At 67.3% G+C, this 18,659-nt stretch carries 20 protein-coding genes; 9 read left to right on the top strand and 11 right to left on the bottom strand.

What is annotated here, in order from left to right; translation table 11 throughout:
• Window positions 1–50: 50 nt before the first annotated feature.
• On the top strand, window positions 51–956 hold the full coding sequence (locus tag JAN5088_RS13895) for a LysR family transcriptional regulator (protein ID WP_055683434.1): 906 nt from the start codon (window positions 51–53) through the stop codon (window positions 954–956).
• Between the two features lie 198 nt (window positions 957–1,154).
• Here JAN5088_RS13895 and JAN5088_RS13890 read toward each other — a convergent pair whose 3' ends face one another.
• Entirely contained in the window at window positions 1,155–1,580 is a 426-nt protein-coding gene (locus tag JAN5088_RS13890) for a SufE family protein (protein ID WP_055683433.1), read from the bottom strand.
• 115 nt (window positions 1,581–1,695) lie between these two features.
• Here JAN5088_RS13890 and JAN5088_RS13885 point away from each other — a divergent pair, with 115 nt between their 5' ends.
• Window positions 1,696–2,142 (top strand): hypothetical protein, encoded by a 447-nt coding sequence (locus JAN5088_RS13885; RefSeq protein ID WP_055683432.1) that lies wholly within the window; start codon window positions 1,696–1,698, stop codon window positions 2,140–2,142.
• Window positions 2,143–2,163: 21 nt separating this feature from the next.
• On the opposite strand, the gene JAN5088_RS13880 is transcribed toward JAN5088_RS13885, so the two are convergent.
• From JAN5088_RS13880 to JAN5088_RS13860, 5 genes are all read right to left on the bottom strand, one after another.
• Window positions 2,164–3,294 carry a cobalamin-independent methionine synthase II family protein gene (locus JAN5088_RS13880; RefSeq protein WP_055683431.1) on the bottom strand — a complete coding sequence of 377 codons (1,131 nt, stop codon included), beginning with the start codon at window positions 3,292–3,294 and terminating at the stop codon, window positions 2,164–2,166.
• Window positions 3,295–3,381: 87 nt separating this feature from the next.
• A complete protein-coding gene (locus JAN5088_RS13875; protein WP_055683430.1) occupies window positions 3,382–4,335 on the bottom strand; it encodes a cupin domain-containing protein in 954 nt (317 codons plus the stop codon).
• A 49-nt stretch (window positions 4,336–4,384) separates the two neighbouring features.
• Window positions 4,385–5,368, bottom strand: a complete 984-nt coding sequence (locus JAN5088_RS13870) for a nuclear transport factor 2 family protein (protein WP_055683429.1) — start codon at window positions 5,366–5,368, stop codon at window positions 4,385–4,387.
• Entirely contained in the window at window positions 5,365–6,387 is a 1,023-nt protein-coding gene (locus JAN5088_RS13865; protein WP_055683787.1) for a LacI family DNA-binding transcriptional regulator, read from the bottom strand. Before JAN5088_RS13865 ends, JAN5088_RS13870 begins: the two co-directional genes overlap by 4 nt.
• Complete coding sequence (locus JAN5088_RS13860; protein WP_055683428.1) at window positions 6,384–7,139, bottom strand: SDR family NAD(P)-dependent oxidoreductase; 756 nt, start codon at window positions 7,137–7,139, stop codon at window positions 6,384–6,386. The genes JAN5088_RS13865 and JAN5088_RS13860 overlap by 4 nt, the downstream gene beginning before the upstream one ends.
• Window positions 7,140–7,256: 117 nt before the next feature.
• Between JAN5088_RS13860 and JAN5088_RS13855 the strand changes: the two genes are divergently transcribed.
• Window positions 7,257–7,829, top strand: a complete 573-nt coding sequence (locus JAN5088_RS13855; RefSeq protein WP_055683427.1) for an exopolysaccharide biosynthesis protein — start codon at window positions 7,257–7,259, stop codon at window positions 7,827–7,829.
• Here the strand turns inward: JAN5088_RS13855 and JAN5088_RS13850 are convergent.
• From JAN5088_RS13850 to JAN5088_RS13840, 3 genes are all read right to left on the bottom strand, one after another.
• The gene (locus JAN5088_RS13850; RefSeq protein WP_177220060.1) at window positions 7,826–8,767 is read right to left on the bottom strand and encodes an ester cyclase; all 942 of its coding nucleotides are present in this window, start codon (window positions 8,765–8,767) and stop codon (window positions 7,826–7,828) included. The two genes, JAN5088_RS13855 and JAN5088_RS13850, sit on opposite strands and share 4 nt — an antisense overlap.
• A 2-nt stretch (window positions 8,768–8,769) precedes the next feature.
• Complete coding sequence (gene hisD / locus JAN5088_RS13845; protein WP_055683426.1) at window positions 8,770–10,095, bottom strand: histidinol dehydrogenase; 1,326 nt, start codon at window positions 10,093–10,095, stop codon at window positions 8,770–8,772.
• A gap of 90 nt (window positions 10,096–10,185) precedes the next feature.
• Window positions 10,186–10,926 carry an alpha/beta hydrolase gene (locus tag JAN5088_RS13840; RefSeq protein ID WP_055683425.1) on the bottom strand — a complete coding sequence of 247 codons (741 nt, stop codon included), beginning with the start codon at window positions 10,924–10,926 and terminating at the stop codon, window positions 10,186–10,188.
• A 117-nt stretch (window positions 10,927–11,043) separates the two neighbouring features.
• Here JAN5088_RS13840 and JAN5088_RS13835 point away from each other — a divergent pair, with 117 nt between their 5' ends.
• Entirely contained in the window at window positions 11,044–11,247 is a 204-nt protein-coding gene (locus JAN5088_RS13835; RefSeq protein ID WP_055683424.1) for a hypothetical protein, read from the top strand.
• A 4-nt stretch (window positions 11,248–11,251) separates the two neighbouring features.
• Here JAN5088_RS13835 and JAN5088_RS13830 read toward each other — a convergent pair whose 3' ends face one another.
• Complete coding sequence (locus JAN5088_RS13830; protein ID WP_055683785.1) at window positions 11,252–11,977, bottom strand: RlmE family RNA methyltransferase; 726 nt, start codon at window positions 11,975–11,977, stop codon at window positions 11,252–11,254.
• Window positions 11,978–12,092: 115 nt separating this feature from the next.
• Between JAN5088_RS13830 and JAN5088_RS13825 the strand changes: the two genes are divergently transcribed.
• Window positions 12,093–13,043, top strand: coding sequence for an alpha/beta hydrolase (locus tag JAN5088_RS13825; protein ID WP_055683423.1), 951 nt, complete (start codon window positions 12,093–12,095; stop codon window positions 13,041–13,043).
• Here the strand turns inward: JAN5088_RS13825 and JAN5088_RS13820 are convergent.
• The gene (locus JAN5088_RS13820; RefSeq protein ID WP_055683422.1) at window positions 13,040–14,191 is read right to left on the bottom strand and encodes a Ppx/GppA phosphatase family protein; all 1,152 of its coding nucleotides are present in this window, start codon (window positions 14,189–14,191) and stop codon (window positions 13,040–13,042) included. The two genes, JAN5088_RS13825 and JAN5088_RS13820, sit on opposite strands and share 4 nt — an antisense overlap.
• Window positions 14,192–14,419: 228 nt before the next feature.
• On the opposite strand from JAN5088_RS13820, the gene JAN5088_RS13815 reads away from it, so the two are divergent.
• From JAN5088_RS13815 to JAN5088_RS13800, 4 genes are read left to right on the top strand one after another with little or no spacing between them, the layout of a single operon-like run.
• Window positions 14,420–14,725, top strand: a complete 306-nt coding sequence (locus JAN5088_RS13815; RefSeq protein ID WP_055683421.1) for a virulence factor — start codon at window positions 14,420–14,422, stop codon at window positions 14,723–14,725.
• Window positions 14,725–15,621 carry a methylenetetrahydrofolate reductase gene (locus JAN5088_RS13810; protein WP_055683420.1) on the top strand — a complete coding sequence of 299 codons (897 nt, stop codon included), beginning with the start codon at window positions 14,725–14,727 and terminating at the stop codon, window positions 15,619–15,621. The genes JAN5088_RS13815 and JAN5088_RS13810 overlap by 1 nt, the downstream gene beginning before the upstream one ends.
• A complete protein-coding gene (locus JAN5088_RS13805) occupies window positions 15,618–16,604 on the top strand; it encodes a methyltetrahydrofolate cobalamin methyltransferase (RefSeq protein ID WP_055683419.1) in 987 nt (328 codons plus the stop codon). The genes JAN5088_RS13810 and JAN5088_RS13805 overlap by 4 nt, the downstream gene beginning before the upstream one ends.
• Window positions 16,605–16,615: 11 nt before the next feature.
• A complete protein-coding gene (locus tag JAN5088_RS13800; RefSeq protein ID WP_055683418.1) occupies window positions 16,616–18,616 on the top strand; it encodes an ASKHA domain-containing protein in 2,001 nt (666 codons plus the stop codon).
• Window positions 18,617–18,659 lie beyond the last annotated feature (43 nt).

The following is an 18,659-nucleotide window of genomic DNA, read 5'->3' as shown; positions in this document are numbered from 1 at the left end:
GGGAATTTCCCATGGACGTGCGAAAGGCTTCCTTTGATGTTGGGTTGGTTATGGACTGGGACAAGCTGCGGATCTTTCACGCCGTCGCCGACGCGGGGTCGTTGACCCACGCGGGCGATGTCCTGCACCTGTCGCAATCCGCCGTCAGCCGTCAGATTCGCGCATTGGAGGAGATGTTGGACACCACGCTGTTCCACCGTCACGCGCGCGGCCTGATCCTGACGGAACAGGGAGAGCTGCTGTTCGACGCGACGCAGTCGATGACCAAGCGGCTCGACGCCGCCGCCGCGCGCATCCGCGACAGCGAGGAAGGGGTCTTCGGCAACCTGCGCGTCACCACGACCATCGGCTTCGGCTCGATCTGGCTGGCTCCGCGTCTGGCGAAGCTCTATGCGAAATACCCCGACCTCAGCCTCGACCTGATGCTGGAGGAGCGGGTGCTCGACCTGCCCATGCGCGAGGCCGACGTGGCCATACGCATGAAGGAGCCGAGCCAGGCCGACCTTATCCGCAAGCGGCTCATGGACATCCGGATGGAGCTGTTCGCCTCGGCCGAATACCTGGCCGAGAACGGAACGCCGAAATCGCTTCAGGACCTGTCACGGCACCGCCTTCTGTGCCAGGCGCCCGACGTCGTTCAGGTCAGCGCCGGTGCGGCGCTGGTGCGCGAACTGATGACCTATGGCATCCCGCGCACGCTGAACGTCAACAACTATTTCGGGGTCCTCCAGGGCGTTCTGGGAAACCTCGGGATCGGCGTTCTGCCCGACTATCTGACGCAGGACTTTCCGCAGCTCATCCGCGTTCTTCCCAGCGTCGAATCGAACGATGTTCCGGTGTTCCTTGCGTTCCCCGAGGAACTGCGCGGGTCGAAGCGGGTCGAGGCGTTCCGCGACTTCGTGGTCGAGGAGGTCGTGGCCTATCGCAAGGCGCGCCAGGGGATGGCTGCCGGCTGATCCGCATCAGCCATGCAGGATCGGCATGGCAGGTTTGCGCCGACGTCTCGGGTTTCATCCTTGCCGGGGGGCATGACGGGGCATATCTCCCGTCTTGAAGGTTGGCACATCGCCTCCTTCACCTCCCTGTTGGACTTCGGCCGAGCCTTGAGCTCGGCCTTTTTTTGTCTAGCGCCCGTTTCGTATGGGTCGTGCCGTTCAGCCTGCCTCGATCGCCGCAACCGTGCGGATGCGCTCGACCATCGCGCGCAGGCCGTTCGACCGTTGCGACGACAGGTGATCGTTGAGGCCCAGCCGCGCCAGTTCCGCCGGCGCATCCACCTGCCCGACCTCCTCGACGGAGAGGCCCGCATAAAGCTCGTGCAGGATGGCGATCAGGCCGCGAACGATCATCGCGTCGCTTTCCCCCGCGAAATCGAATGTCGCATCAGCGCCTGCCCCGTCGATGCGGGGGTGCAGCCAGACCTGGCTCGCGCAGCCGTCGACCTTGGTCGCCGGCACCTTGAGCGCGTCGTCCAGCGGGGGAAACGCGCGGCCCAGTTCGATCACGTGGCGATAGCGGTCTTCCCAGTCGTCCAGAAACTCGAACGTCTCGACCAGATCCTCGAACCGTTGCTGCGCCATTTGCTCCCCTTCCCGCTTGACCGTCAGCTAGGGGCGCTTCGGCCAAAGGTCCAGCCGCTTCCCAAACCGCGCGCGATGGGCTAGCCCGGACCGGCAAGGTTTGACGGGGGACGACATGGGTTCGACGGCGCGCATCGGGGCGGTTCTGGCGGTGGTGGCCCTGGCGGGGTGTGGCCAATCGCGCCTCAACCCCCTCACCTGGTTTGGCCCGTCGAGCGAGGAGAGGATCGACACCGCCCGGGCGACCGCCGGTTTCCCCGTCGTCGAACAGGTCGTCTCGCTGGAGGCGTCGCCCACACCGAGCGGCTTGATCGTGTCGACCGTGGGCCTGCCGACGACCCAGGGGTTCTGGGAGGCGGAACTGGTCCGTGTCCCCTCGCCCGATCCGTCCGTCCTCGTGATGGACTTCCGCATCCTGCCGCCCGTCGCGCCGCAGCCCGTGGGCACCCAACCCTCGCGCGAGGTGGTGGCGGGACGGATGCTCACCCGGCAGGACCTGGCGGGCATCCGCACCATCGTGGTGCAGGGTCGCGCGAACCGCCGGTCGATCGGCCGCAACTGAACGGGCGGTCCGCGCCCGGCGTCACAGCCGCGCGTTGACCAGCGCCGCCCCTTCGGCAAGCGATCCCAGTTTCGCATAAGCAATGTCGGGATCGACCGCGCCGAAACCTGCGAAAGTGCCGAACCCGCAATCCGACGACGCGATTACCCGGTCACCCCCGACGATGGCCGCGAACCGGCCCAACCGCTCGGCCACGACCTCGGGATGTTCGACGAAATTGGAGGTGGAATCGACCACGCCCGGCACCAGGATCTTGCTCTCAGGTATCTCGGCCTTGCGGTCGCGGAACACCTGCCATTCGTGGGCATGGCGCGGGTTCGACGTCTCGAACAGAAGCTGGTCGGCATGCACGCCCAGAAACGTCGCAAAGACCTTGTCCATGGGAATGTCGCAGACATGCGGCCCCTCGTAGTTGCCCCAGCAGATATGGACCCGGATGCGCGACGGATCGAGATCCGCGACCGCGGCGTTCAGCGCCTCGACATGGGTCTGGGCGATCTTGACGAACTCCGCATCCGACAGGTCGGCGAACAGCATGTGCCGCGAGAGCGCGAGGTCCGGACAATCGAGTTGCAGGTAGAGCCCTGCCTCGACGATGGCGCGATATTCTTCGCGCATCGCGTCTGACAGCGCCGCCAGGTATTCGTCGCGGCTGGGATAGTAATCGTTCTGCAGGAACAGGCTGACGACGCCGGGGCTGGCCGCGTTCATGAAGCCTTCGGCCACGCCATGTTCGGCCATCGCGTCCTTCAGCCGGGAAATATCCTTCTGCAATTCGTCCTGCCCCTTCGACCGGACGGGGCCGGTGCACATGGGCCGGGCGTATTGCGGCGTTCCGCCCTCGTCCGCCAACCGCTTGAGAAAGCTCGGAAACAGCTTCAGATCGGCCGGAGCGTTGCGCGGGCTGTCGCCGGAGAAGCCGGTGTAGCGATCCTTGACATAGGTGGCATAGCTGATCTTGGAGGTCTCGCCGTCGGATACGATCTGCACCCCCGCCTCGACCTGCCGGCGGACCGTCTCGGAACAGGCGGCGGCCATCTGCGCGTCGAAGGCAGCGGAATCATAATCCTCGCCCCGTTCGCGCGCGAAGATCATGTCGACGGTGGCCTGCGTGCGGGGCAGCGAGCCCACATGGGTGACGCGGATGGGCATGATATTCCTCCTGCTGACGGTCTGCGGCGGGGTGCCACCCGGTCCGGTCGGGGGCAAGGGCAAAGCGCCCCGCCCCCGCCCGACCGATCAGTCGAGCCAGCTCGGCCCTGCCGGATCGTCCGTGGCAATGACGTGGTAAAGCGCGGCCTCCCCTTCCATCGACGGGACGGCGGCGTGGCGCAGGCCCGCAGGAACCGAGACGGTGTCGCCGGGCGCAAGGAACGCCTCGCCCCCGTTCCACGTCAGGCGCCAGTGCCCGCGCAACGGCATCAGGACCGAAGGACGGTCATGCTCATGCGGCTCCTCCGTCGCGGATCCGCGGGTGAGCAGCGACACCTCGAACCCCGGCTTGTCGCGGATCATGCCCGTCTCGCCGATGACGGTCACGGGTGTCTTGCCGGCAAGCGCGACCATGTCCCAATACCGCCGCACGCCCCAGCCGATGACGCGGTCGGGGGTCAGTTCGGGATAGTCCTTCAACTCCTCCTCGGTCAGCAGCGGCATGGGCTTCACGCCCTCGGGCAGGGATTGGCCCTTCTTGCTGTCGTAGAGCTTGCCGTTGTCGCCCAGCACGAGCCCATGGTCGGCCGCATCCTCGATCACCTGCGGCGCCCAGATCACGCCGCCGCCCGCATCGTCGCCACCCAGCACCGCCATGATCATGCCGTAATCGCTTCCGATGTTCTCGAACCCGCGGAAGATGCCCGTCGGGATATCGATGATGTCGCCTTCCTCCAGCACGACCTCGCCCGCATCGCCCCGGCGGCCCCAGAAGAATCTCCAACGGCCCTTGAGGACGAAAAAGACCTCCGCCGTCCGGTGACTGTGCAGGCTGTTGCGGCACTTGGGGGGCTGACCGGCGGCACCGATGTTGAAGCCATGGGGCGTGGTGATGTGGACATGCTGGTCGGCGGATTCCGACACGCCGCCACCGATGATGGTGAAGTTCTCCTTCTGGTTCGACCCCGGCGTATGCGCGTCGATGAAGGCCGTCTTGCAGGGCTGAAGCTCGCCGTAGCGGACGATGATGGGCGCAGTCATGTGTCTCTCCTTCGGTGTGTCATGAAATGCTGAAAACGCGGATGATCGGTCATACCGTGCCCAGATGGATCTGCTTCCAGACGGCCGTCTCGTCGAACATCGTCCATTCGCGCCGCACCGACCACCCGTCAGGCCCCCATGGGCCGAACTCGGCGTGGGTGATGCCCAGGACATAAACCATCGCACCGGAGGGGATTCCGAAGCCGCCCCAGCCCTCATGCCGGCCCCAGAGCGACCAGCGCACGGCCGCGCGGGGCGGCATCACCGCATCCTCCCGCCCGATGACGTGATGGACGCTGAATTCCGCGGAGGGAAACGCCGCGCGCAGCGACACCCAGAAGCGGTCCGCGTCGCCGTGGCTGTGCCCCGTCACGCCGCCCGGGTATTCGAGCTGGCAGGCCCGGTCGTATGACTGCGGGATGGCGCGCATGTCGGCGCCCATGATCCGGGTCAGGACCTGGGCCAGACGCGCGCCCCATTCGTTGTCGTTGCCGCGTCCGCCATAGGGGCCGGGACGGTCGGTTTCGGGGGTCAGCGGTTTCACCGCGTTCTCTCGCCCGCCTTCCCGCTCGATCAGGTCGGCGGCATAGGCTTCGGGCGTCCAGCCAAGCTGCCGGACGATGGCGCCTTGATCGCGGATCAGCCATTCGTCGTCGATGGTGATGTCGCGGACGTGGCAATCGGCCATGATGCGATAAACCAGCTTCGTGCCCGTCGCCTTGCCATAGATGCCGTCACCCAGGTGCGTCGCGGTCGACAGAAGGCGGTGCGACGACAGCATCCCCTTCTCGGCGTTCTCGCCCGACCAGATGACGTCCTCGCCCAGAAGGGTGCGGTCGGGAAACTCGGCCAGTGTCGCCAGCGTGGCGCCGATGACGTTCTGGTTGCCGACCACGACCGAAGCGGGCGACCGGACGACGATGCCGGGCGCATAGTAGTCGTGGAGGGTCGAGATGCCCCGATCCTCCCAGATCTCGCGGGTGATCCCGATGATATAGTCGGGCAGGTCCTTCCAGCGGGTGCCGATGGTCATGTCTCGTATCCTTCGGGTATGCGCGCCGATCCGCGGACCACCAGCGGGCCGTCGATCTGGATCACGCGGGCCGCGCGGTTCGGGCGGTCGAGCAGGGTCATCAATTCCGTCACTGTCGCATCGACCATGCGGCGGGTGGGCTGGCGCACGGTCGTCAGGTCATAGGCAGGCCAGGCCGCCATGGGCACGTCGTCGTATCCGACAATGCTGACGTCTTCCGGCACGCACAGGCCTAGGTCGAAGCGAAGCACGTCCATCACCGCCAGCGCCATGTGGTCGTTCGACACGAAGATTGCGTCGGGCGGGTCGGCTCGGTCCATCATGTCGCGCGCGGCCTGTGCCGCCGCCTCCCGGTCATAGCGGCCATCGGCCAGCGCGTGCAGACCCTGCCCCGCCGACTCCAGCGCGGTGCGGAACCCGCTGAGGCGGTCGCGGCTGGTCTGCGCGCCGTCGAAACCCGCGATATGCGCGATGCGGGCATGACCGCCGGCCAGAAGGAACTCCGCCGCTTTCCGTCCGCCGGCCAGGTTGTCCGACGTGACCGCGGCAAGGCCCGATCCGGGGATGCCCCTGTTGAACAGGACCACCGGGATGCCCGCTCGTGCGCACTGCCGCGTCAACTCGTTCGACAGGTCGATCGAGGCCGTCACGATGCCGTCCACCTGATAGTCCAGCAGGTCAGAGATCACCCGTTCGGTGTCGATCCCGTGCTTGCCGGTCGTGAAGATCAGCAGGTGATAGCCCTTTTCCTGCAACGCATGGCTCAGCTTCTCGATGGCGTCGGGATAGAAGGGGTTATCCAGATAGGCCACGACCAGCCCGATGATCCGCGTCCGCCCGGTGATGAGGCCGCGGGCCAGGGCGTTGGGGCGATAGCCCAGCTCCTCCGCCGCGGCGCGGACGCGCCGGTCCATTTCGCCGCTGACCGATGCGCCTTCGGTGAAAACCCGGCTGACCGCTGATTGGCTGACGCCCGCCATCCGCGCGACGTCGAGGCTGGTCACCTTCTTTCGTGTCATCCCGCCGTCCATCCCCCGTCGATCAGGAGCGACGTGCCCGTGACCATGGCGGACGCATCGGAGGCGAGGAACAGCACTGCGCCCATCACGTCCTCGACCTCGCCTACCCGGGGCAGCTTGATGTTGGCGTCGATCCAGGCGCGGCGTTCGGGGTCGGCAAATGTGGCTTCGGTCAGGGGCGTGCGGATGAACGTGGGGCAGATCGTGTTTACGCGGATGTTGCGCGGGCCCCATTCGATGGCCATGGCGCGGGTCATGCCCTCGACCCCCCACTTCGTCGCGCAGTAAACCGCGCGATCCACGCCGCCGACATGGCCCATCTGGCTGGAGATCTGCATGATCGACCCGCCGCCGGTCATGCCCCTTGCGACCCTCTGTGCCAGGAAATACGCCCCCCGCAGGTTCAGACGCGCCACCGCGTCGAAATCCTCCGGCGTCGTTTCGATGGCGGGGCCGTGGCGCGCCAGACCGGCGGAGTTGCACAGGATGTCGAAGGGCGCCTGATCGGCCAGAAAGTCGTCCAGCGCCGCAAGGTCGCCCACGTCCATCGCCATTCCCTCGGCGCTGAGACCTGCCGCCGTCAGCTCGGCCACCGCCGTCCGCACCCCATCGTCGCCTCGCGCGGCGACGACCACATGTGCTCCCGCTTGGGCCAGAGCGGCGGCGCAGGCCAGCCCGATGCCGCGCGATCCGCCGGGGACAAAGGCGCGGCGGCCGTCCAGCCGGAACGACGGGGTCTGGGGAAGCGCCATGGAAACCTCCGAGCAGTTGCATAGGTATGCAGACACCCCTTCGCCTCCGGTTTCAAGCCGTTTCGTGAACCGGAGGCGGAACTCGCGCATTGAGCAGGAAACATCGCAGGAGGATGCATGACCACGGCCACTGATATCCTCGACGCACTGGATGAGACGACCGAGGATGGCGACAGCGTCAGCATCGGACAGATCAGCGACAAGCTCGGCCATCGCGGCGCGGGGGCGGCACTGGTCGTGCCCGCTGCGATCGAATGGACGCCCATCGGCGGCATCCCCGGCGTGCCGACCTTCATCGCCCTCATCATCGCGATCTTCGCGGGGCAGATCCTGTGGGGTCGCGATGACCTGTGGCTGCCGCACTGGGTCGGCAAGCGCAGCGTGTCGGCAGACAAGATGGGCAAGGCCGTGGACAAGCTGCGCGGCATCGCCCGCTGGTCCGACCGGCATCTGGGAAGGCATCTGACCGTGCTGGTGGACGGCCCCGCACCCCGCCTTGCTGCGCTCGCGGTCCTGGGGCTATGCCTGACGATCCCGCCGCTGGAACTCTTGCCCTTCGCGTCCTCCATCCCGACGGGGGCGATCATGCTGTTCGGTATCGCCATGGTGACGCGGGACGGACGGGTCATGGCGATGGCCTGGGCCGCCTTCCTCGGCGCGCTCGTCAGCGTCTGGTGGCTCTGGCCCTAGGCCAGTTGACGCATCCGGTGCAGGACGTCGACGCCCAGTTGATGCCATGCGTCCAGCAGGTCGACACAGACCCAGTTCTCCCGGATCCGGTCGCCTTCCACCCGCCAGAAATCGAGCGACCGCATGGTGATCCGCCGCCCCGACGGCGCGATGCCCAGCCAACCGTCGCCCGAGACCGTCATCTCCATCCCCGGCCAGGCGGTGAAGGCGACGTAATCGCCCTGCGCGAAGAAATGCCCCCGCTCGATCAGGCCGCGCCGGTCGGGCATGGCGTCGAGGAACGGGATCTGATGGTGATCGCGGAACCCCCTGATGCCCCGCGCCGTGCCGATGCCGCCCGGTCCGTACCAGTTGCACCGCGGGTGCCACGCGGCGGGCAGGTCCATCGCCGCCTCACCCTGCCGAGACAGATGCAGACGGTCCAGCATGTCGCCGATGACCTTCATCGCGTGGCGGCCGTCGCCCTCGACCCGCAGCCCGTCCTGCGTCATCGGGCCGGGGACCAGACCGCTGCGCCCCAGGGCCGGACCCATGGGCCAGACGCCCGCCTGCATCATCAGGTCGGGCAGATCCCAGATCGCCTGAACCTCCACCGCCCGATCGTCTTCCAGCCGGTAGAACTCGTGGAACCGCAGGAAGGCCAGCCGCCCCGTCGGCGGCACGTCGAGGAACGGCGCGGCGAAGCGGCCGGCGTAGTGCCCGGCCTGCCCCAGCCACGTCTCTCCGTGCCCGTCGACGCCCGTCATCGAGATGTCCACCCGCCGCTCCGCATCCGGGAACGCGGCCCAGAGCGGCCCCAGCGCCGCCCGCACGAACTCCGCGCCGCCGGTCACGTCACCCAGCGGATGGAACAGGTGAACGACGGCGTCGGCGGTGACGAAAGCGCGGACAGCCTCCTCCATCGCCGTTGCGTCGCAATCGCCCAGCCGGTGCAGCATCTTTATTCTGCCGCGTCGCGCCGGGGTGCACCCTCACCGTAGGGCACGTTGATCCCGCCATAGCGGCGCACGCGGACGTTGCATTGCTCCGCGTGGCCCACGAACCCCTCGAGCATGCAGAGGCGGGAGCCGTATTCCCCGATGCGCGTTGCCGCCTCGTCCGTGGTGATCTTCTGATAGCTGTGCGTCTTGATGAACTTGCCGACCCACAAACCGCCGGTATAGCGCCCGGCCTTTTTCGTCGGCAGCGTGTGGTTCGTGCCGATGACCTTGTCGCCATTGGCCACATTGGTGCGCGGCCCGAGGAACAGCGCGCCATAGCTGTGCATGTTCTCCAGATACCAGTCGTCGCGGTCGGTCATGACCTGCACATGTTCGGACGCTATATCGTTGGCCAGGGCCAGCATTTCGCCGTGGTCGTCGCAGACGATGACCTCGCCATAATCGCGCCAGCTGACGCCCGCCGTCTCCGCTGTGGGCAGGATCTCCAGCAGGCGGTCGATCTCGGCCAGGGTGTCTTCGGCCAGCTTGCGCGAGGTCGTCAGCAGGACGGCGGGGCTGTTGTAGCCGTGTTCGGCCTGCCCCAGCAGGTCGGTTGCCACCATCTCGCCATCGACGGTGTCATCGGCGATCACCATGGTCTCGGTCGGGCCTGCGAAGAGGTCGATACCGACGCGGCCGTAAAGCTGTCGCTTGGCTTCGGCCACATAGGCGTTGCCGGGACCGACCAGCATGTCCACGGGGTCGATGGTCTGGGTGCCGAGCGCCATGGCGCCCACGGCCTGGATGCCGCCCATGACGTAAATCTCGTGCGCCCCGCCCATGTGGATCGCGGCGATCACGGCGGCATTGGGCCGGCCCTTGAACGGGGGCGTGCAGGCGATGATGCGGGGCACGCCGGCGACCGACGCCGTGGCGACGGACATGTGCGCGCTGGCGACCATGGGGAACTTGCCGCCCGGAACATAGCATCCCACCGACTGCACCGGGATGTTGCGGTGGCCCAGGATCACGCCGGGGATCGGCTCGACCTCGATGTCGAGCATCGAGTCCCGCTGCGCTTGCGCGAAGTTGCGGACCTGCTCCTGCGCGAAGCGGATGTCGTCGAGCTCCCGCTCCGACAGCTCCCCGATCAGAGAGGCGATCTCGTCCTGCGTCAGGCGGAAGCTGTCCGGCGAATAGCTGTCGAACTTTTTCGATAACTCACGCACGGCCTCGTCGCCCCGGTCTTCGATGTCGTGCAGGATCTCCTCGACCGACTGGCGGACCTTGGCGTCATCCTCCGCCCGGTCGGACAGGGATTTCGCGGTTTTCAGGTGCTCGGCCATCGGTGCCTCCAGTTGCAATGCTCCGGCAGCAGCCTAGACCCTGCGCCGCAGCCCGTCCAAGCGGTTTTTGCATACGCTTGCAACGGTATGTCAGATGGCCGCGATCACCTCCTCGACGCTCCGTTGGATCAGGGCGAGATCGGGCCCGGTGGAAAAGCGGTGATCGGCGTCCTTGACCAATGTCAGTCGGATGTCGTCGCCTTCCATATGGTCCAGAAGGCGCAACGCGGTGGCGACCGGCACGGCCTCATCGGCGGTGCCTTGCAGCATCCGCACCGGCACGTGCAGGCGCAGCGGCGTCCGCAGCACCAGATGGTCGCGCCCATCCTCGATCAGCCGGCGGGTGATGACGTAGGGGTCGCCGTAATCCGACGGCACCGAAATCCGCCCCTTGTCCATGACGGTCGCCCGCTGATCGGGGTCGAAGGCCGCCCAGTATCCGTCTTCGGTGAAATCCGGAGCGGCCGCGATCGTGACCAGGCCCGCGACCCGTTCGGGATGGGTCCGCGCGACAAGCAGGGAGATCCAGCCCCCCATGCTCGACCCGACGATCACCTGCGGGCCGGTTGTCGCGCTTTCGATCACCGCCATGGCGTCGCGGAACCAGTCGCCGATGCCGCCCTCCTCGAACGTACCGCCCGACTCCCCGTGCCCGGAATAGTCGAGGCGCAGGAATGCCCGCCCCTGTGCCCTCGCCCAGTCTTCGAGCGCAAGCGCCTTGGTGCCCTGCATGTCCGACTTGAAACCGCCCAGGAACACGACGCCGGGGCCGGCGCCGGGCGTCGCGCGATACGCAAGTGCGTTGCCGTTGCGGGTGATGGTCTGCGCCATGGGATCGCCTCCGCCTGTGGGTGCCGGGTTGCTAGGACATCGGGTCGCGGGCCGCAAACCCCCGGACCCATCAGCCCGCGCTTCGCGTTGTCCTGACAGCCACGAACGGAGACCGTCATGACCAAGAGCCAGCAACCCATCCCCGAAAAGCCCCACGCCCCGGGAAAGGCCAAGGAAAACCCCTACGGAGAGAGCAAGGCCGAGAAGAAGCCCGCGCAGGAAAAGGGCAAATACGACAAGCCCGCCAAGGCCGCGGACGATTTTGTGATCGACGAGGAGCGCGAGAAGCAGATCAGGGGGAACGAGGCGCCCAAGGATTGACAGGTCAGGTGTCTTCGCGACCCCTGAACCCCTGCGCCACCACGAACTTCTCGGAGCTGTCGGCCCGGCTCGACCCCGGCTTGACGTTGGCGACCTTGGCGAACCGCTGCTTCAGGCGCTTCTGCAACTCGCCCTCCGCGCCTCCGGCCAACACCTTGGCCACGAATGTTCCGCCGGGCGCCAGCACATCGAAGGCCAGTTCCGCGGCCGCTTCGCAAAGCGCGATGATCCGCAGGTGATCGGTCTGCTTGTGACCCGAACTGCTGGCGGCCATGTCCGACATCACCACATCCGCCTCACCGTCGAGCCAACCCTTGATCGTCTCGTCCGCCCCTTCGGCCAGGAAGTCGAGAACGTGGATCTCGGCCCCCGGCACCGGGTCCACCTCCTGCAGGTCCACGCCGATGATCCGGCCGACCTTCTTCTTCGGGTCGTCGGCGTTGGAATTGATGCGCGGCACCGCCACCTGCAACCAGCCTCCGGGCGCGCAGCCGAGGTCCACAACCCGCGCGCCGGGAATCAGAAACCGATACTTGTCGTCAAGCTCCATGATCTTGAACGCGGCGCGACCGCGATACCCTTCGGCCCGCGCACGGGCGACATAGGGGTCGTTCAACTGCCGCTCCAACCACAGCTTCGATGACAGCCGCCTGCCCCGCGCAGTCTTGACCTTGACGGTCAGATCGCGGCGTCCGCGGCCGGAGGTGTTCCTGGTGGGCGGTTTGGTCATGACCCGCAGATAGGTCGTCCCGCGGGGGATGGGAAGCACAAGTGGGGATTGCCCTACTGTCGCAGCGGCAATGCCGCGTTAGGATGAACCGGCGACAGACGCGAGGGAGGCCGTCATGGATCACGTCTTTTCGGTGCGGGGCATCCGCGGCGGCCGTTTCGGGGACGAGCCGTCAGCCTCCAGCTTTCTGGCGGTGCCGGACGGGGCGACCGATCTGATCCCGAACCAGCGCATTACTAAAGCGTCCTGGGTTCGCCAGGTCATCGAGGAAGCCCGCCATGCCCCCGAAGGCGGCGACGTGGGGCGCGGCGACATCGTGTTCTACGTCCACGGGTTCAACACCTCGACCCGTGCCGTCCTTTCCCGCCATCGCAAGATCGCGGCGGGCCTGCGGGCCAACGGGTTCAAGGGCGTCGTGGTCAGCTTCGACTGGCCCAGCGCCGACACCGCCTTGAACTACCTGGAGGACCGGGTGGACGCCAAGCAGACCGCCTTTCGCCTGGTTGACGAGGGCATCCGCACCTTTGCCGCGCTCCAGACGCCCGCCTGCCGGATCAACATGCACATCCTCGCCCATTCGCTGGGTGCCTATGTCGTGCGCGAGGCCTTCGACGACGCCGACGACCGCCCCGCGATCGCGCAGAACAGCTGGTCGGTCAGCCAGATCATGCTGGTGGCGGCGGACGTCTCGGCGGCTGGAATGGCGGACGGCAACCCCAAGTCGTCGTCGCTCTACCGCCACTGCGTCCGGCTGACGAACTACTACAACCACTATGACGACGTGCTGAGCCTGTCGAACATCAAGCGTATCGGCGTGGCCCCGCGCGCCGGGCGTATCGGCCTGCCCGCGACCAAGCCGGCCAAGGCCGTGGACATCCATTGCGGGCGGTATTTCAACCTGCACCTCGGCGGGCCCACAGTCGCGAACGCGCATACCTGGTATTTCGACGATCCCGTCTTCCTAAGGGACGTGTTCCTGACCATCGACGGGGCGATCGACCGGGTGGAGTTCCCGACCCGCGCGCGGACGCAGACCGACGATCTGGCGCTGATCAGGCCGGTCTAGAACGGCCCGTCGTCCAGCACCCCGTCCGCCGACATCTGGGCATAGAGCAGCCCCTCGCGCAGGCCCCGGTCCGCGACCGACAGGCGGTCGGTGGGCCAGACCCGCAGCAGCGCCTGCAGGATCGCCGCCCCCGACATGATGAGGGAATGGCGGTCGCGCCCGATGCGCGGATCGTTGCGCCGCCCTTCCGGCCCCTGCGCCAGATATCCCCGAACGACGCGGTCAATCTGATGCGTCGTCATCCGCAGCCCGTCCACCTTGCTGCGGTCGTAGCGGCGCAGGTTCAGGTGCGTGGCGGCGACGGTCGTGACCGTTCCGCTGGTGCCGACGATCTGGAACCCCGGATCCGCATCGCCCGCCGCATCGGCATAGGGCGAGAATTCGGCCAGGCATTCCTCGAAGTGCCAGGACATCAGCGCGAAGCGGGCCGCGTCGTCGGCCACGTCGCGGAACTGATCCTTCAACGTGGCGACCCCCAGCGGCACGCTGATCCAGTCGACCACCTTGGCGCGCGGAAAAGGGTCGGTCGCACCCCCCTGGAACCCGGCGTGCAGGCGCATGATGGCCCGCGCGCGGTCGTGGCGCGGCACGCGGGTCAGGTCGATCCAGACCAGCTCGGTCGAGCCGCCCCCGATGTCGACCACCAGAAGCTGCTCGGTCTTGGCGCTGACCAGCGGGGCGCAGGACACGACCGCCAGCCGCGCCTCCTCCTCCGGCTCGATGATCTCCAGCGGCAGTTCCGTCTCGCGCCGGACGAGATCGATGAAGTCGCGCGCGTTGGTCGCGCGCCGGCAGGCCTCGGTCGCCACCAGCCGCATTCGCTTGACGTCGTGGATCTCCAGCTTCCGGCGACAGATCTTGAGCGCGCCGATGGTGCGTGCCATCGACGACCGCGACAGGCGACCCGACGCTTCCAACCCGTTGCCGAGCTGGACCGACTTGGAAAAGCTGTCCACGACATGCAACTGGCTGCCCTTGGGCTGCGCGATCAGCATGCGGCATGAGTTCGTTCCCAGATCCAGCGCGGCATAAAGCTCCGCCGGGTCGGGCCGGTCACGTTGGGTCGGCCCCACAAACGGGGCGGGCCCGGCGGCGCGCGTGGCACCGGCATCGGGCACCGGCCCCCGGGCCGGGTCTTCCGGTGGCATCGCCGCCTCCGTATTTCTGGTTAAGGAAACAATAGTCACTGCATGGGCGGTTTTACAAGAAGTCTTCATGTCGGACTTGAAGGATCCGATGGTTCGCCCCCCTCGTCCGCCCACGACGCGCAGGCTAGACCCAGGGTGTCGCCATCGGGCGGCGCGAAGTCGATATCGGGACGCGACGGGACGGCGCCGCCCCCTATACCTCGCCCAATCGCCAGAGCCGGAGGTGTCATGGCCCAGATCACGGTCGTCTATTGGCGGGACATTCCCGCGCAGGTCATCGCCGGCAAGGGTCGCCGCGTCGCGAAGGTCCAACTGCCCGAACGGTTCGAGCAGGCCATCGACCGCGCGGCCATGCGGTCGGGAGCCTCGGACACCGACGCCTACCTGGCCGACTGGCGCAAGGTGTCGGAGGGCGAGGTCGAAGGCGACGACATCGCCGCGGCCGAAGCCCGCGCGACTGCGCTCGATGCCGAATGGCCGCGCGAGCGTCTGCAGGCCGTGGCCTTGGCCGGCGGCAAGGAAGGAAAAGTCTGATGGCGGTCTTCGGTTTTCTCAGATCCTCCGCCCCGCCCGCGAATGGCGTGCTGGCGGACTTCCTGACCGGCGCCTCGCTCGAGGTCATGCCCCGCACCGCCGAGAAGGTCGACGATTTCCGCGCGATCCTGCCGCGCGGCACACGCGTCTATGTCGCGCATATCCGCGGCACCCCGATCGAGGACATGGTCGCCACCGCCGCCCGCCTGCGCGCCGAGGGGATGGAGCCGATGCCCCATTTCCCCGCCCGCATCATCGCCGACCGCGCCACCCTGACCGACTGGGTCGCGCGGTACCGCGGGGAAGCGGACGTGACGCAGGGCCTGATTCTCGCCGGCGGCCTGCCGGAGCCGGTGGGCGAGTTTTCCACCTCGATGGAATTGCTCGAGTCCGGTGCCTTCGACGGCTTCGAGCGTCTGCACGTCGCGGGCCACCCCGAAGGCAACCGCGACATCGACACCGACGGCAGCATGAAGAACGTGTCGGAAGCACTTGCCTGGAAACAGAAGTTTTCCGAGCGCACCAACGCTGCCATGGCCCTGGCCACCCAGTTCTGTTTCGAGGCCGGTCCCGTGATCGAATGGGCTGATGCGATCCGCGCTGCTGGCGTGGACCTGCCCGTCCACATCGGTACGGCCGGACCCGCGAAACTCCAGACCCTCATCAAGTTCGCCATCGCCTGTGGTGTCGGACCGTCGCTCCGCGTCCTGCAAAAGCGCGCGACGGATGTAACCAAGCTGCTGCTACCTTATGAGCCGACGGAGTTCCTGTCGGAGCTAGCCCACCACAAGGCCGCCAACCCTGCCTTCAACATCGAGTCCGTGCATGTTTTCCCGCTGGGCGGGATCAAGGCGTCCGCCGACTGGCTCAACGACCACGCAAAGGATGAAGAATGACGCGTACCGTACTGGAATCGAAGACAAAGACGGTCGTTATCGGCTTTGACGAGCCGTTTTGCGTCATCGGCGAACGCATCAACCCCACCGGCCGCAAGAAGCTGGCTGCCGAGCTTGAGATGGACGATTTCTCGACGGTCGAAAAGGACGCGCTGGAGCAGGTCGCCTGCGGCGCCATGGTTCTCGACGTCAATTCCGGCGCGGTCTTCACCAACAAGATGGCCGCGGACAAGCGTTACGCCGACAACAATTTCGTCGAGCCGACGCTGATGAAGCAGCTGGTCGAGCGGGTCCAGGCGCTCGTGGACGTGCCGCTCTGCATCGACAGCTCGGTTCCCGGCGCGCTGGAAAACGGGTTGATGGCGGCGGAGGGACGCCCCCTTCTCAACTCGGTCACGGGCGAGGAGGAGCGGCTGGAACTGGTCCTGCCGCTGGTCAAGAAGTACAACGTCCCGGTCGTGGCGATCTCGAACGACGACACGGGCATTTCCGAAGACCCCGACGTCCGTTTTGCCGTCGCCCGGAAGATCGTGGAGCGCGCGGCCGACTTCGGCATCCCCGCGCACGACATCGTGGTCGACCCGCTGGTGATGCCCATCGGCGCCATGGCCACGGCCGGGCATCAGGTGTTCTCGCTGGTCCGCCGCCTGCGCGACGAGCTTGGGGTGAACACCACCTGCGGCGCCTCGAACATCAGCTTCGGCCTGCCTCATCGCCACGGCGTGAACGCCGCCTTCCTGCCCATGGCCATCGGCGCAGGCATGACCAGCGCCATCATGAACCCCGTCCGGTCCGTCGAGATGGAGGCGATCAACGCCGCCAACCTGCTGATGAACCACGATCCGAACGGCGGGCGCTGGATCGGGTTCAGCCGCGTTCTCGACGCGATGAAGGAGGGCGCGACCTTCGCCGAAGCCTCTGCCGCCGCCCGCGCCTCCGGAGCCCGCAGCGGCGGGCGCCGCGGCGGCCGCAGCCGCGCCTGAGGGCCGCACCGATGACCGACCATCAGGTGATCTTCATGCCCTCGGGCAAGCGCGGCCGCATCGCGGAGGGCACGTCCGTCCTCGATGCCGCGCGGCAGTTGGGCGTCGATCTGGATTCGGTCTGCGGCGGTCGGGGCATCTGCTCCAAATGTCAGGTGCAGCCCGGTGTCGGCGCCTTCCCGAAGCTGGGCTTGACCGTGGCCGCCGACGCGCTGAGCCCGTTCAATGCAGTCGAACACCGCTACGACGAGAAGCGCGGATTGAAAGCCGGCCGGCGCCTGGGCTGCCAGGCCCGCGTGCAGGGCGACGTGGTGCTGGATGTCCCGCCCGAGAGCCAGGTCCACCGCCAGGTGGTGCGAAAGGCCGCGAGCGACCGGCCGATCGTCATGGACCCGGCCACGCGCCTGCACTTCGTCACGGTGGAGGAGCCGGACATGCACGCCCCCTCCGGCGATCTGGAGCGTCTGCGCGAGGCTCTCTCGGACCAGTGGGGCCTCGATGACCTGACGCTGCCACTGCCTTTGCTGGCCCGCCTGCAGCCCGTCCTGCGGCAGGGAAAATGGCAGATCACGGTGGCCGTCGACCACGACAGCGACACGATCACCGGGCTGTTCCCGGCCCTGCGGGAGGCGCCGGTCCTGGGTCTTGCCGTCGATCTTGGCTCGACCACCATCGCAGCGCATCTCTGCGACCTGTCCACGGGTGAGGTGCGTGCCTCGGGCGGCGTGATGAACCCGCAGATCCGCTTCGGCGAAGACCTGATGAGCCGGGTCAGCTATTCGATGATGAACCCCGGCGGCGATGCCGAGATGACGCGCGCCGTCCGCGACGCGCTCGACGCGCTGGCCGTCGAACTGGCGGCGGAAGCGGGCGTGCCGGCGGAGGACATTCTCGAAGCGGTGATTGTCTGCAACCCGGTCATGCACCACCTTCTGCTCGGCGTGGATCCCGTCGAACTGGGACAGTCGCCCTTTGCGCTCGCCACCTCGGACGCGCTGCGCCTGAATGCCTCGGAGATCGAGCTGACATCGGTGGGAGCGGCTGCGCGCGTCTACATCCTGCCCTGCATTGCCGGACACGTGGGCGCCGACGCGGCAGCGGTCGCCCTGTCCGAGGCGCCGGATCAGGCGGACGACCTGACCCTGATCGTGGACGTGGGCACCAACGCCGAGATCATCCTGGGCAACCGCGACCGCATCCTCGCCTGCTCCTCGCCCACCGGACCCGCGTTCGAAGGCGCGCAGATCAGCGCAGGGCAGCGCGCCGCACCGGGGGCCATCGAACGGGTGCAGATCGACCCCGCCACCCGGGAGCCGCGCTTCCGCGTCATCGGCAGCGACCTCTGGTCCAACGATCCGGGGTTCGCGGCCGCCACGGCACAGACGGGCATCACCGGCATCTGCGGGTCCGGCATCATCGAGGCGGTGGCGGAGATGCGCATGGCCGGCATCGTCGACGCGCGGGGACTGATCGGATCGCCCGAGCAGGTCGGCACGCCGCGGTGCGAACTGACGGGCCGCACCCACGCCTATCTGCTCTGGCAGGACGGCGACCGACGCATCCAGGTGACGCAGGGCGACATCCGCGCGATCCAGCTTGCCAAATCGGCGCTCTACGCCGGGGCGCGGCTCCTGATGGACGAGGCGGGGGTGGACCATGTCGACCGCGTCACGCTCGCGGGCGCCTTCGGAGCGCATATCTCGCCGCGTCACGCGATGGTGCTGGGAATGATCCCCGATGCGGAACTGTCGAAGGTCACGAGCGCGGGCAATGCCGCCGGGCACGGCGCGCGCATGGCGCTCTGCAATCGGGGCCTGCGCGCGCATATCGAGACGCTGGTCCGCCGCATCGAAAAGGTCGAGACGGCCATTGCGCCGCGGTTCCAGGAACATTTCGTCGCCGCCAATGCGATCCCCCACGCAACCGACCCGTTCCCGCACCTGATGGCGGAACTGACCCTGCCCGATGTCAGCTTCAACACCGCCTCCGAGGGGCGGCGCAGACGGCGCTGAGGCTTCTTCCTGTCATAAATACTCGACTGTCGACCGGCTTGCG

The sequence above is a fragment of the Jannaschia rubra genome, from assembly GCF_001403735.1.
Taxonomy (GTDB): Bacteria; Pseudomonadota; Alphaproteobacteria; order Rhodobacterales; family Rhodobacteraceae; genus Jannaschia; species Jannaschia rubra.
Note: the sequence above shows the minus strand (reverse complement) of the source record. Positions and strands in the feature narration are given on the sequence as shown.